General features: G+C 69.2%; 15 protein-coding genes. 6 read left to right on the forward strand and 9 right to left on the reverse strand.

Annotated features, from left to right (window positions below; all coding sequences use genetic code 11):
* Nucleotides 1-111 precede the first annotated feature (111 nt).
* Both AACH06_RS16325 and AACH06_RS16330 read left to right on the forward strand, forming a co-directional pair.
* On the forward strand, nt 112-1,203 hold the full coding sequence (locus AACH06_RS16325) for an SGNH/GDSL hydrolase family protein (RefSeq protein WP_341426805.1): 1,092 nt from the start codon (nt 112-114) through the stop codon (nt 1,201-1,203).
* Between the two features lie 38 nt (nt 1,204-1,241).
* Nucleotides 1,242-1,913: an OmpW/AlkL family protein gene (locus AACH06_RS16330; RefSeq protein ID WP_341426806.1), complete on the forward strand. Its 672-nt coding sequence runs from the start codon at nt 1,242-1,244 to the stop codon at nt 1,911-1,913.
* Nucleotides 1,914-2,013: 100 nt separating this feature from the next.
* Here the strand turns inward: AACH06_RS16330 and AACH06_RS16335 are convergent, their stop codons facing one another.
* On the reverse strand, nt 2,014-2,316 hold the full coding sequence (locus AACH06_RS16335; protein ID WP_341426807.1) for a SemiSWEET family sugar transporter: 303 nt from the start codon (nt 2,314-2,316) through the stop codon (nt 2,014-2,016).
* Nucleotides 2,313-3,953 carry a D-alanyl-D-alanine carboxypeptidase/D-alanyl-D-alanine endopeptidase gene (dacB, locus tag AACH06_RS16340; protein WP_341426808.1) on the reverse strand — a complete coding sequence of 547 codons (1,641 nt, stop codon included), beginning with the start codon at nt 3,951-3,953 and terminating at the stop codon, nt 2,313-2,315. Before dacB ends, AACH06_RS16335 begins: the two co-directional genes overlap by 4 nt.
* Before the next feature lie 93 nt (nt 3,954-4,046).
* Here dacB and tsaB point away from each other — a divergent pair, with 93 nt between their 5' ends.
* Genes tsaB through AACH06_RS16355 form a run of 3 tightly spaced genes read left to right on the forward strand, consistent with a single transcriptional unit; the run spans nt 4,047 to nt 6,140 of the window.
* Nucleotides 4,047-4,790 (forward strand): tRNA (adenosine(37)-N6)-threonylcarbamoyltransferase complex dimerization subunit type 1 TsaB, encoded by a 744-nt coding sequence (tsaB, locus tag AACH06_RS16345; protein WP_341426809.1) that lies wholly within the window; start codon nt 4,047-4,049, stop codon nt 4,788-4,790.
* Nucleotides 4,787-5,305 carry a ribosomal protein S18-alanine N-acetyltransferase gene (gene rimI, locus AACH06_RS16350; protein WP_341426810.1) on the forward strand — a complete coding sequence of 173 codons (519 nt, stop codon included), beginning with the start codon at nt 4,787-4,789 and terminating at the stop codon, nt 5,303-5,305. Before tsaB ends, rimI begins: the two co-directional genes overlap by 4 nt.
* Nucleotides 5,292-6,140, forward strand: a complete 849-nt coding sequence (locus tag AACH06_RS16355) for a uracil-DNA glycosylase (protein WP_341426811.1) — start codon at nt 5,292-5,294, stop codon at nt 6,138-6,140. The genes rimI and AACH06_RS16355 overlap by 14 nt, the downstream gene beginning before the upstream one ends.
* 33 nt (nt 6,141-6,173) lie before the next feature.
* Here the strand turns inward: AACH06_RS16355 and AACH06_RS16360 are convergent, their stop codons facing one another.
* On the reverse strand, nt 6,174-6,680 hold the full coding sequence (locus AACH06_RS16360) for a GNAT family N-acetyltransferase (RefSeq protein ID WP_341426812.1): 507 nt from the start codon (nt 6,678-6,680) through the stop codon (nt 6,174-6,176).
* Nucleotides 6,681-6,824: 144 nt separating this feature from the next.
* Nucleotides 6,825-7,514, reverse strand: a complete 690-nt coding sequence (locus AACH06_RS16365; RefSeq protein ID WP_341426813.1) for a cytochrome b/b6 domain-containing protein — start codon at nt 7,512-7,514, stop codon at nt 6,825-6,827.
* Nucleotides 7,515-7,770: 256 nt separating this feature from the next.
* Between AACH06_RS16365 and AACH06_RS16370 the strand changes: the two genes are divergently transcribed.
* Entirely contained in the window at nt 7,771-8,223 is a 453-nt protein-coding gene (locus AACH06_RS16370; RefSeq protein WP_341426814.1) for a c-type cytochrome, read from the forward strand.
* Here the strand turns inward: AACH06_RS16370 and AACH06_RS16375 are convergent.
* From AACH06_RS16375 to AACH06_RS16395, 5 genes are all read right to left on the reverse strand, one after another.
* A complete protein-coding gene (locus tag AACH06_RS16375; protein ID WP_341426815.1) occupies nt 8,208-9,098 on the reverse strand; it encodes a DUF1223 domain-containing protein in 891 nt (296 codons plus the stop codon). The two genes, AACH06_RS16370 and AACH06_RS16375, sit on opposite strands and share 16 nt — an antisense overlap.
* Nucleotides 9,099-9,242: 144 nt before the next feature.
* Nucleotides 9,243-10,178 carry an L-histidine N(alpha)-methyltransferase gene (gene egtD, locus AACH06_RS16380; protein ID WP_341426816.1) on the reverse strand — a complete coding sequence of 312 codons (936 nt, stop codon included), beginning with the start codon at nt 10,176-10,178 and terminating at the stop codon, nt 9,243-9,245.
* Nucleotides 10,175-11,449 carry an ergothioneine biosynthesis protein EgtB gene (gene egtB, locus AACH06_RS16385; RefSeq protein ID WP_341426944.1) on the reverse strand — a complete coding sequence of 425 codons (1,275 nt, stop codon included), beginning with the start codon at nt 11,447-11,449 and terminating at the stop codon, nt 10,175-10,177. The genes egtD and egtB overlap by 4 nt, the downstream gene beginning before the upstream one ends.
* A gap of 216 nt (nt 11,450-11,665) precedes the next feature.
* Entirely contained in the window at nt 11,666-12,385 is a 720-nt protein-coding gene (locus AACH06_RS16390; protein WP_341426817.1) for an alanyl-tRNA editing protein, read from the reverse strand.
* A 26-nt stretch (nt 12,386-12,411) separates the two neighbouring features.
* Nucleotides 12,412-12,993 (reverse strand): superoxide dismutase family protein, encoded by a 582-nt coding sequence (locus tag AACH06_RS16395; RefSeq protein ID WP_341426818.1) that lies wholly within the window; start codon nt 12,991-12,993, stop codon nt 12,412-12,414.
* Nucleotides 12,994-13,092: the final 99 nt, after the last annotated feature.

Below are 13,092 nucleotides of genomic sequence, written 5' to 3' on the forward strand. Positions count from 1 at the left end.
CGAACGGTCGTTCGATTTTGGGCAAACGAGCGCCCCCTGGGGCTCGGTCAGCCGAGCCCGTGCCGGTGCAGCCGGTGCCGGGAGCGGCCCTTCGTTTCTTGAGAGGTGGGCATGAAGAAATTTCATCTGTCATGGTTGGCGGCCGCAGCGACCGCCATGCTGGTGGCTTGCAGCGGCGGTGGTGAAGGCGACCAGTCACCGCGCGTCGAGTACGGCAAGATGGTCACGTTCGGCGACAGCCTGAGCGATGTCGGCAGCTACAACGTGGGCGTGGTTCAGTCGTTTGGCGGCGGCCGCTACACGATCAACACGGGCGATGCGGTCAACTGGACCGAGTTGCTCTCCACGACCTTGGGCCTGGAGGCCTTGTGCGCGGCCCAGACGGGGTTGAATTCCGTGGCTGAGCTCGGTGGCCCGGTGGCCACGGTGAACCACGAAGGTTGCTACAGCTACGCCCAAGGCGGTGCTCGCGTCACCAACCCCGTCGGCCCGGGCAACGCCGCGCTGCTGGCGCTTGGTGATGAAGGTGGCGCTCTCGGCCAACTGACGAAGCCCATCGTCGAGCAGATCGGGCGTCACCTGGCGGCTGTCGGTGGCAGCTTCGCGGCCGACGATCTCGTCACGGTGATGGCCGGCGGCAACGACCTGTTCATGCAGCTGGCGGCCTTCGAGGCCATGGTGGGGGCTGGCATGCCTGCCGACCAGGCGTCCGAAGCGGTCGTCACGGCCATGGGCCAGGCCGGCGGTGAACTCGCGGCCTATGTCAAAACGATGATCGTGGCCAACGGTGCGAAGCGCGTCGTGGTGGTCAACGTGCCCGATGCGGCCAAGGCACCGGCCTTCCTGTCCAGCAGCGACACCCAGGCCCTGGTGACGGCCATGCTGACCACCTTCAACGGCCAGTTGGCCGCCGGCTTGGCAGGCACTGAAGACAACGTGTTGTTGGTGGACTCGTACACCGTCAGCCAGGATCAGGCGGCCCATCCGGCGCAGTACGGCCTGACCAACGTCACCACGCCGGCCTGCGACCTGACGGGCGCGCTGGCGTCGCTGCCGACCTCGCTGGTCTGCACCACCGACACCCTGGTGGCCGGCGTCACCGAAACCTGGCAATACGCCGACACCGTGCACCCGACGCCTTACGGCTACAAGCTGTTGGCCCAGTTGGTCACGGCCGAGATGTCGAAGAAGGGCTGGCTGTGAGCCGGCGGCGTTCGCGCAGCAACAAGGACCTCCGAACCATGAAGAAGACACTCACCTCCGCGCTGGTGCTGACGGCCCTCTCGTTCGCATCGCAGTCGGTGTTGGCCCAGGAGGCCGGCACCATGTCGGTGAAGCTCGGCTACAACCAGATCATTCCGCAAGTCAGCAGCGGTGATCTGTCGGCGCCCAGCATCCCGGGTACGAAGATCGACGTGAAGGAAGCCGGCGCGCTGATCTTCACGCTGAACTACGCCTACAGCTCGGACATCTCGTTCGAGTTCTACGCCGGCCTGCCCTACGAGCATGACATCGTCGGTGACGGCGCCATCAAGGGCGTGGGCAAGATCTCGTCGGTCAAGCAGGTGTCGCCGACGCTGTTCGCGCAGTACCGCTTCCTGGACAAGGAATCGATGATCCGCCCGTACGTCGGGCTGGGCCTGACCTACGCCTACTTCTATGGTGAAGAAGGCACGGCCAACCTGACGGCGCTGACCAACCCGGGCGGCGAGGCGACGCTGCTTGAAGTGGACGATGCCTGGGGCTTGTCGCCGCAGATTGGCGCCACCGTCAAGATCGACCGCAACTGGTTCGTCGACATGTCAGTCATCAAGTCGTTCGTGAAGACCACGTCGCACCTGTCCACCGGTCAGTCGATCGATACCAAGCTCGATCCGCTCGCGATCAACATCGGGGTCGGTTACCGCTTCTGAGCGGCCTCAGGGCTGATACACGCCACGGCGGCCCCGGCAACGGGGCCGCCGTTTTTCGTGGTGCGCGCCGGGCGCTGTCGCCGCCCGCGCATGGCGGGGCTCAATGCGGCCGGCGTTCGCGATGCGAGCGCCGCGCCCGGGCGTCTTCGCGCAGTTTGGTCCACAGGATGCTGGCGGCGAGCGGCAGCGTGATGGTGTTGGCGGCGATCAGCGCCCAGTCGCGCTCGTGCCAGCCGTAGGCCAGCCACAGCACGACGCCCAGCGTGAAGGCGGCATACGTCAGCGCAGAAATGCCGCTGACATTGCGGGTTCGCAAGGTCAGCCAAGCCTGCGGGATGAAGGCGAAGGTGGTGAGGCAGGCGGCGGGATAGCCGAGCCAGTGAAGCAGCTGGTCTGTGGTCATGGGGTGGGTCGGCGCATGGGGCACGAGGGACAACGGGCGCCGGGCGACACGGCGTCATGGATCGCCCACTGCACCAGCGCGTCGAGGGCGGCACGGGATGCGCCGGCGTTGGGATGGTTGACGATGGCCACCAGCACATAGCGTCGGCCGCTGTCGCCCAGCACATAACCGGCGACGGCGGCCACGTCGCGCAGCGAGCCTGTCTTGAGGTGGGCGCGGCCGGCGGTCGCGGTGGAGCGCTTCAGCGTGCCGTCGGTGCCGGTGACGGGCAATGAGCTGATCAGCTCCGGCATCACCGGGCTCGCCCAGGCCGATTGCAGCAGGCGGGCCAACCACTGCGCGCTCACTCGGGCGTCTCGCGAGAGCCCGGAGCCGTTGTCGACCACCACCTGCTGCAAGGCGGCCTCGCCCAGCCGGCCCGCCACCCAGCGGCGCAGGTGTTCGCGGGCGTCTTCAGGGCGGATGGGCGACATCGCCACGGGCGCGCCCTTCGCCAGGCTGCCTGCCGCGCCGCGTGCCTCCGAGCGTGCGTCGGCTGCCGTCGCGGGAGCCGAGGCTGGCGCAGAGGCCGCCATCGAGTTGCCGGATGCGAGTGAGGTCGTGGCAGACGGTGGCGGCAGCAGGCTGGCGGTGGGCAAGCTCAGGAAGAGCTGTTCCGCCATCAGGTTGTTGCTGAACTTGTTGATGTCGCGGATCACATCGGCCAGCGCGGGCGACGGGAACTCAAACGCCAGCCGCGCGCCTTGGGGCACGCTGCCTTCCCGCACCGTGCCGTCGAGCCGGCCCCCGAGCTCACGCCACATCGCCTCGATCAGGCGCGCCGCGTAGCCGGCCGGGTCGGCGGATGCGAGGGGCCAGACGCGCTCACCGCAGGCGCCAGGGTAGCTGCCGACGAACCGCACCTTCGCCGGCTCTGCCAGCTGGGCCTTCAGACCGGTGCGCCAGTCGTCGCAAGGGCCGGCGGCCAAGGGCACGGTCGCGTCCACCTGCACGCCCGCCAGTGCCGGCTCGGCGCTGATGCGGGCCACGCCGGCCACGGGGTCGGGCGTGAAGGTGTAGTTCACCGCCTTGAAGTTCAGCATCAAGGCATCGGGCTGCACGTTCTGCGGCTTGAACGGTTCGTTGTCAAAGTCCCCGGGCTGCCGCTCAGGCGGCGCGAAGGCCGAGCGGTCGAGCAGGATGTCGCCGCGAATCGCCTTCACGCCCGCCTGTTGCTGCAGCCGCTTGAGCAGCAACCACACCCGTTCCAACACCAGCTTCGGGTCCCCGCGGCCCTGGATCACCACCGAACCGTCGAGCACGCCTTCGCGCAAGGTGCCGGTGAGGTACACCGGTGTGCTCCACGTCCACGCTGGGCCGAGCTGGTCCAGCGCTGCATAGGTGGTGACGAGCTTGAACAGGGAGGCCGGATTGACCAGCGGCTGATCGTTCCAGGCCAGCAACGTGCTACCGGGCCCCACTTCCTGAACGACGGCCGACAACGCATTCGCCGGCACCTTGCCGCGCTGCAGCGCCGCCTCCACCTCGGCCGGCAGGCTTTGTGCCATGGCGCCAGGGGTGACGAGCGTCATGAGCCATGCCGCGCCGCACATGGCCTGCCGCCAGGCCTTGGCCTTCACCCGAGATCCGCTTCCCATGGCGGCATGTTCGCACGGCTACACTTCGCCGATGCCAGTCAGCGAGCCGCCCGCCGTCCTTCTCCGCCGCGATCGGCCGGCGCGGCCACGCGCATGAGGCTGCTGGCACTGGACACCGCCACCGAAGCGATGGCGGTGGGGCTCGTCGATGGCGACTCGCAGGTGGCCGTGAACACCGAAGGCGGGGCCCAGGCCTCCGACCGGCTCATTCCCGTGGCGCTCGAATTACTGGCCCAGCGTGGCCTCGCACCGGCCGCCCTGAACGCCGTGGCGTTCGGGCAGGGGCCGGGCGCCTTCACCGGTTTGCGCACCGCGGTGTCGGTGGCGCAAGGGCTGGCGTTCGGCATCGGCTGCCCGGTGCTGCCCATCGACAGCCTGCTCATCGTGGCAGAAGACGCGCGTGCCCAGGCCCTCGGCGCGGACACCGATGAACCCTTTTCAGTGTGGGTGGCCATGGACGCGCGCATGGACGAGTCCTACGCCGCGTCCTACCGCCACGATGGCCGCAGCTGGACCGTCATCGATGCGCCCGCCCTGTATGACCTGCCGTCGCTCGCTGCCAGGTGGTCGTTGCAGGGCAGCCTGTCGCACCTCGCGGGCACCGCCGTCGGTGCCTTCACCGGGCGGCTGCCGTGGGGCAACGCGCGTTTGTGGCCCCAGGCCGCCGATCGGGCCGCGGCGCTGCTGCGCCTGGCGCGGGCGGCCTGGTTGGCCGGTCGGGGCGTGCCCGCCCGGCAGGCGCTGCCGATCTACCTGCGCGACAAGGTGGCCTTGACCACCGCCGAGCGACTGGCCGCCAAGGCGGCCGCCGCCCAGGGCGATGGAGGCACGCGGTGAATGCGCTGGGCCGCCGCGCACCGTCGGTCATCGCGCACCGCCCGATGACCGTCAGCGACCTGGACCAGGTCATGGCCATCGAAACCGCGGCCTACCCGTTTCCGTGGTCTCGAGGCCACTTCACCGACTCTTTGGCAGCCGGCTACCTGGCCGAGCTGCGCGTCTTCGGGCGTGAGCTGTTGGGCTACAGCGTGGCCATGGCCGGCGTCGAAGAGCTGCACCTGCTGAACATCACTGTCGCCCCGGCGCACCAGGGCCAGGGGCATGCGCGCGCCTTGCTGGCGCGGCTGGGCGAGGTCGGCCGGGCTCAAAACGCGGCCCAGATCTGGCTCGAAGTCCGAGAAAGCAATGCCCGCGCTCGCCGCCTGTACGAGCAATGGGGCTTCGAAGCGGTGGGATTGCGCAAGGGCTACTACCCCGCACCGCACGGTGAGCGCGAGCACGCGGTGGTGATGCGCTGGGCGCTCGATGGCGGCGGCATCGCGGGCTCGGGGGCCGGACATGACGTGGACTGACCGCCAGCGCACCATGTTGCGCGCGATGGGGCTGAACGTGTGGGCGCCCGTCGCGCGGCCCCAGCCTGTCGAGCCGGCGTTGGTCGAGGTGGCCGAGCCCACGCCCCTGGCGCTGGCCGAAGCCGAGTCGGTGCCTGCCGCGCCGGCCGCGGCATCGCCCCAGCCGGCGCCCGCAAGGCCTGTGCCCCGTGGGCCGGCACCGGCCGTGCCCATGGCCGTTCACCCGGCGCCCCCCGAGGCGCTGCCGCCTTTGGCCGACGACATCGCTGCGCTCGACTGGCCGGCCCTGCGCGAGGCCGTGGCCGCGTGCCGCGCCTGCGCGCTGTGCGACAGCCGCACCCAGACCGTGTTCGGCGTGGGCCACCCCCAGGCCGACTGGATGATCGTGGGCGAAGCGCCGGGCGAACAGGAAGACCTCAAGGGCGAGCCCTTCGTGGGGCCCGCCGGCCAGTTGCTCGACCAGATGCTGAAGGCGCTGGGCCTGACCCGCAGCGAGGCCCCGCCCGAGCAGCAGGTCTACATCGCCAACACCTTGAAGTGCCGCCCGCCTCGCAACCGCAACCCTGAGCCGGCCGAGCTGGCGCGCTGCGAACCGTTCCTGCGGCGTCAGCTCGCCCTGGTGCAGCCCAAGGTCATCCTGGCCATGGGCCGTTTTGCGGTGCAGACCCTGCTGCGCTCGAACGATGCCATTGGCCGCCTGCGCGGCCGTGTCCATGAGTACGACGGCGTGCCGCTGGTGGTCACCTACCACCCGGCCTATCTGCTGCGCCAGCCTGCGGACAAGGCCAAGGCCTGGGAAGACCTGTGCCTCGCGGCCAGCCTGCTGCAACGTTGAGCCGAGCCGCCTGACCGCTGCCGCGATGTCAGGTCACCAGTGGGTGCCGCTCTTCAGGTCGGCCTTCAGGTAGTGCGCGCCCGGAATCGGGTTGTAGTAGTAGGGCGGGATGGTCTCGAAGCCGAGCGAGGCATACAGCTCACGCGCGGCCTCCATGTCGTCCAGCGTGTCCAGCAGCATCGCTGAATAGCCGGCCCGCACGGCAGCGTCCATCAGGGCCTCGGCGATCAGCCGGCCGAGGCCGAAGCGGCGGAACGCGCGTCGCACATACAACCGCTTCATCTCGCAAGCGTTGGCGTAGTCCGCGTCTGCCAGCGGCCGGAACGCGCCGCAGCCGGCCAATTCGCCATCGACGTGGGCCAGCAGCAGGCCACCGCCCGGCTCGTCGTACTCGCCCGGCAGGCTCGCCAGCTCTTCCTCGAAGCGCTGGAACTGCAGGTCGATGCCGAGCGAATCGGCGTACTCGCGCATGATCTCGCGGGTGGCCTCGATCGCTTCGGGGGTGTCCGGCGTGAACAGCCGTATCTCGGGTGTGGACATGCCGGGGGGCGGCAGAGCTGAAAGCGGGAAGTTTAGTGGCCGATCACGGCCGGGGGGATGAAGACGCGCCACCGCGGGGCTCGTGCCGTGAGAAGCGAGGCAGGCTGCGCAGGGCCTGACGACGTGGCGCAGTGGCGGCGCGCATCAACCCAACCGGTACACCCAGACGCCCGCCGCACCGCAGGCCGCCAACAGCACGGTCGCCAGCAGCCTCGAGCGGAGGTGGTCGGCGCTGGCGGGGGTGCCGGGCGGCAGCAGCTTGTTGCCATGCCACATCGGCCGCAGCAGATCCTGCTTTTTGCGTGTCACGTAAAAGACGATCGCGGCCACGTGCAGGCCGACCAGGGCGTAGATCAGCCACTGGCCATAGCCTTTGTGCCAACCGGTGGCCAGGCTGGCGGTGGCGCCGCTGACGAAGCGGTTGAGCGGGCCCGTGGTGGCAATCTCGTCGTCCGCCACCAGGCCGGTTGCCACCTGCAGCGCCAGCACCGCGAGCAGGCCGAACACCGACAGGCTGCCCAGCGGGTTGTGGCCGACATCGAAACGATCGGTCGGCCGCGGCTGGCCGCGCAGGTAGCGCCCCACGGCAGCGGGGGCGTACACAAAGCTAGTGAAGCGCGACCAGCGCCCGCCCAGCAACCCCCAGAGGATGCGGAACACCAGCAGGGCCCCCACGGCCACGCCCAGACGCATGTGCCATTCGATCGCATTGCCGCCAGTCACCCCGGTGATCACCAGCCCGATCACCGCGGCGGCGAGCAGCCCGTGAAACAAGCGGGTGGGCAGATCCCAGACGCGGGTGGGAACCAGGTGGCGGCAGTCTTCTGCTGGCATCGTGGGCAAAGGGGGCAGTGCGCAACGGGGCGCGGGGCTGACACCTTAACCCTGCGCTGCAGCGGTGCCAACCCCGGCGTCGGTCGAGGGCTTTCCCCAGCAACCCGGTCGCCATCGCGAGGCACTCACCGCCAAGGTCGGTGCGTACACTGGCCCGATCGACCTGATCCCAGGCCTAGGGCGTTGTGAAGACCGCCATCGGCCGAGCAGGCCGATGCTGTCCAACGACCTTTCCCAATACCCCTGGAGGATCCGCATGAAACGTCTTGTCCTGGCCGTCGCCACGCTCGCCGGCCTGGTCGCCGCAGGCCCCGCTGCGGCACAGTTTCAGAAGCCTGAAGACGCGATCAAGTACCGCAAGGCGGCGTTCACGGTGATGGCGTCCCATTTCGGTCGCGTTGCGGCCATGGCCAACGGCAAGGTGCCGTTCGATGCCGCCGCAGCTCAGGCCAACGCCGACATCGTCGCCACACTGTCCAAGCTGCCGTTCACCGCGTTCATCGATGGCACCAGCAGCGGTGACACCAAGGCCAAGCCGGAAATCTGGACCGAGCAGGACAAGTTCAAGGCCGCCGCCGCCAAGATGAACGACGAAGTCGCCAAGCTCAACGTGGCAGCCAAGAGCGGCAACATCGACCAGATCAAGGCCGCCGTGGGCGACGTGGGCAAGAGCTGCAAAGCCTGCCACGACAGCTACCGCAAGGAGTAGCGCTCGCTCTTGCTGGCTGCGACGCCGGGGCGGGTGCGCGTCTCGGCGGGGGGGCAGCCAGCGGCCGTCGTCCAGGCGCGTCCGCCGGCCGTCAGCGGGCGGCCGCCCGAGGCGTCGGTCACCACGAACACCGCGCGGCCGGCGTGGCCTACTTCCGCCTCAGGCGGCGCGGGCCAGCGCCATTGCTGGGCCTGCTGCGCCGGCCACACGCCCACCGGCCGATAGCGCCGCACCACATGGTCGTGCTGCAGCGCCCGGCCGGCGTTCTCGCCCGCGGTCACCCGGCTGCGGTGGCCGTCTTCCAGCAGCGCCCAGTAGCCGGCGTATTGCCGCTCCGAAGCCCCAGGGGCCGGCGTGATCTCGGCCACCCATTGCGGGCCCTCTCGGCGGACCGCCACGGCGGGAACCGGCCCTGAGGAACGCGGCCCGATCGCGCGCTGCAGCTCCGTCGGCGTCGATTGCCGCCACGAGGGGAAGTCGCGGCCGTTGACCAAGATCTGAGGCGTGTAGACGAAGCGCGCCCCGTCACTGGCCTGAAGCTGGCGTTGGCGGGCCGAGTGGCTGGCATCGGCGAATCGGTCCGCCCAGCCCGGGCTGTCCCAGTAGTCCACGTGAAAGGCCAGGGCCAGCACCGCGCCATCACGCGGCACCGCCGAGAGCCAAAGGTCTGCGGGCGGGCAGGAGCTGCAACCCTCCGAGGTGTAGAGCTCGACGATCGCTGTGGGCGTGGCGATGGGCGTGCTCGCGGGGGTACCCGCACAGCCGGCGACGTCTTGCGCCAAAGCCCGTGGCGCCGCGATGCCCGCGGCGAGCGAAGCAACCCACCAGACGAGCTTCTGGCGGCACATCCAGGCAGCCATCGATTCTTGACCCATGCGCGACACTCCGATCGAGGGTTGTTCCATTGGGGCGTGTTCACACGACGCATCGGGGCTCCGTAGTGTGAACGCGCCCTGAGGCGGCCCAGTTCGCTCGGCGGGCCATCTCGTTGGAACTGAGTCGCGCGCAGCCCCCGGGCCTTACATCGCCGTTCGCAGCCAGTGCAGCGAGAACCAGCGCCGCGCGTCGACCCACACGGCTTCCGGCACAAACCCGGCCCGCCGGGCCAGCCTTTGGAAGCCGGCGACGGTGTACTTGTACGAACTCTCGGTGTGCAGGCTTTCGCCCTCGGCCATCGTGATGGCCTGCCCGCACAAGTGAATCACTTGATCGCATCGGCTGATCAGGTGCATCTCCACCCGCTGGTGGGGCGGGTGGTAGAAGGCGCTGTGCGCCCAGCGGTTGAGATCGAAGTCGGCACCGAGTTCGGCATTGGCCCGGGCCAGCAGGTTTCGATTGAAACGTGCCGTGGTGCCCTGCGCATCGTTGTAGGCCGCGTGCAGCAGATCGGGGTCTTTGATCAGGTCCACGCCGATCAGCAAACCGCCGTCGAGCCAGCAGGCCATGCGTTGCAGCAGATGGGCCGCCTCGTCCGGCTCGAAGTTGCCGATGGAGCTGCCGGGGAAGAACCCCACGCGGCGGCCCCGCGCGGGCGGCAAGGGCAACGCCTGGGTGAAGTCGGCCGCGATGGGTTGCACCGACAGACCCGGCCGGTCACGCCGAAGTTGCGCCGCGCTGGCCTGCAGGTGGTCGGCCGAGATGTCGATCGGCAGCAGCGACGCCGGCCGTTCCAGCGCATCGAGCAACAGCCGCACCTTGCGCAGGCTGCCGGCGCCGAACTCGATCAGCTCGACCTCCGGCCCGATGCGCCGACCGATGTCACCGGCATGCCGATCCAGCAGCGCCAGCTCGGTGCGGGTGGGGTAGTACTCGGGCAACTCGCAGATGGCGTCGAACAGCCGAGAGCCTTCGGCGTCGTAGAACCACTTGGGCGAGATGTGGTGCGGTGATTGCGTCAGCGCCGAGTGCAGGGCGTGGGCAAAGTCGCTGGCGCAGGTGTCGGGAGTGGGCTTCATGCGTCGTCCAGGTCTCGGGCCAGGCGCACGCCACTGAACTGCCAGCGGGCCGACGGCGGAAAGAAATTGCGGTAGCTCAGGCGGGCGTGTCCGGGGGGTGTGGCGCAGCTGCTGCCGCGCAGCACCAGTTGGCCCACCATGAACTTGCCGTTGTATTCAGACGCCGTGCCGGCGAACGGCCGGAAGCGTGGATAGGGGTCGTAGGACGAGCGCGTCCACTGCCACACCGTGCCGAAGGATTGAAGGTCGGCGCCGCTGCGGCGCGGCATCGGCCGCAGCGCGCTAACACCGTGGGAGGGCTCGGCGCCCCAGGCTTGCACGGCCGTCTCCCATTCGAATTCGGTCGGCAACCGGGCGCCGGCCCAGGCGGCGAGGGCGGAGGCTTCGTAGAAGCTCAGGTGGCAGGCCGGCGCATCCGGCTGCAGCGGTTGCTCGCCGTAGAGCGTGAATTCGCGATCGGCGTCGCGCCAGTACAGCGGCGCTTGCCAGCCCTGCGCCTGCACCACGGCCCATCCATCGGACAACCAGAACTCCGGCCGCCGGTAGCCACCGTCGGCGATGAAGGATTGAACCTCGCGATTGGTCACCAACTGGCGGGCCAGTGCAAAGGGCTCGACGCGGGCGATGTGCCGGGGCCCCTCGTTGTCGAAACCGAAGCCATCGCGCGGGTCGTGCCCGATCTCGACATCGCCGCCGCCCCATTCCCACCAACTTGCATCGTCACCCAGGGCCGCCGCGGCGCGCGGTGGCACGGGGGCATACGCGGGCGCCAGCGGGTTCAGCGAGAGCAGGTGCAGCACATCGGTGAGCACCAGCTCCTGGTGCTGCTGCTCGTGCTGCAGCCCCAGCTCGATCAAAGGTTCGATGGTGGCCCAGGTGTCGGCATCGGCACCGTCGATCAGCGACAGCAGCGCCGCGTCGACGTGACGCCGGTAAGCGTGCACCTCGGCCAAGGCCGGCCGCGTGAGCAGGCCGCGCTGCGGACGAGGGTGCCGGCCCCCCAGACTTTCGTAGTACGAGTTGAACAGCAGTCCATAGCGCGCATCGAAGGGCTGGTAGCCCCAGGCGTGAGCGGTGAGCACCAGGGTTTCGAAAAACCAGGTGGTGTGGGCGAGGTGCCACTTGGTGGGGCTCGCGTCCGGCATCGACTGGGCCCCCTGGTCTTCGGGTGAGAGGGGCTCTGCCAGGGCCGTGCTGTGCGCACGCACGGCCTTCAGCCGAGTCGACAGCGCGGTTCTGGAAGTGAGGCGGCGGTCTTCGGCGGGCGTCATGGGCATGGCAGGCGATGCGGGACGACGGAAGGCGCAATGTAAGGCGCACCGTTCACGCCGTCGACCGCAGGGGTGTTTCGACACGTCACGCCCGCCAGTCGGCAAGGCATGTGCCCGCTGGAACTTGCCAGCGCTGGAAGTTTTCGCTCTCAGCGGGCGGAAATCAGGCGGTCTGCGCGTCGTCGTGACGCCACAGAGGGCCGGCGCTCGACAGCGTCAGCTGCCGAATCCGAGCACCACGCGCCGGGTGTTGGCGCTCTTCTTTTCAATCTTCGTGACCACCACCGCGCCGATGTCGGCGGTGTTGCTCACGTGGGTGCCCCCGCAAGGCTGCATGTCGACGCCTTGAACATCCACCAGGCGCACCAGCCCGTTGCCACGCGGGGGCTGCACACGCATGCTGCGCACCCATTGCGGGTTCGCGTCGAGGTCGGCGTCTGTCACCCAGCGGGTGGTGACGGGGTGGGATTCGGCCACCAGGCGGGCCAGGCCGGCCGTCAGCTCCTCCTTGTCGAGGGGCTCGGTCATGTGGAAATCCAGCCGGGCATAGGCCGCGGTGATCGAGCAGCCATCGACGGGGTGCGGCACCAGTGCGCAAAGCAGGTGGGTGCTGGTGTGAAAGCGCCGGTGGGCTTCGCGGCGAGCCACATCGATGCGAGCCGACACCGTCTGCCCTGCGGCGAGTGTGGCCGCCTCGGTGGCATCGGCCAGCAGGTGCAGGATCTGTCCGGGCTCGGCCCCCTTGCGGGTGTCGATCACCCGCAGCGCCCGGCCCTCTGCAGTCAGCAGCACGCCCGCGTCGCCGGCTTGGCCACCGCCCTGGGGGTAGAAGACGGTGCGATCGAGCTGGACCGCAAGGCCATCAACCGCCGTCACGATGGCGTCACAGGCGTTCAGGTCGGCATCGTCACGAAACAGCTCGATCGTCGGGGGCATGGGCGGGTCAGCAGGTCAAGCCGGCATCAGGGGCTGGCGATCACGCCGCAGGCCAGGCGTGCGCCGGAATTGCCGGTGGGTTGGGTGGTGAAGTCGTCCGGGCCGGCGTGCACGATGACCGCGCGGCCGACGATGCTGGTGGCGCCAGCGCTCACGGTCGGGCCGCTCAGGGTGAACTTCTGGTCGGCCACACCGTTGGCGTCGGCCTTCAGCGCCGGCATGTCGCCTGCGTGGTGGGCGCCGTCCTGCGGGCCATGCGGCTTGCCATCGGGGTTGAAGTGGCCGCCAGCGCTGGTGCCGTCGGTGCTGGCGCAGTCGCCCTTCTCGTGGATGTGCACGCCATGCTCGGCATTGGGTTTCAGGCCGGTGACGCGGGCATGCACCATCAGGTGGTCGCCCATCTGGTGGAACATGAACAGCCCGCGGACATTGTTGTTCTGCGTGGGCGTGAGGGTGGCCACGGCGGCGCGGCCCTTCATGGCATCCATGTGCTCAGCCATGTGGTCGCCCATGCCGCCCCCCTGGCCGTGGCCATGCGAGGACGGGGTGCTGCAACCGGCCAATACGAGGGCCGCCGCGGCGGCAGTGAGCAAAGCAAGACGGGACATTCAGGTCTCCAGATCGTTCAGGATGGCCTGCAATGTAGGCGCGATCCGCACGGCGCGGAAGGGTTGGCACAGCGGCTTACACGCTGGGGTGCGGCGATG

This window comes from Ideonella lacteola (genome assembly GCF_038066555.1).
Taxonomy (GTDB): Bacteria; Pseudomonadota; Gammaproteobacteria; order Burkholderiales; family Burkholderiaceae_C; genus Ideonella; species Ideonella lacteola.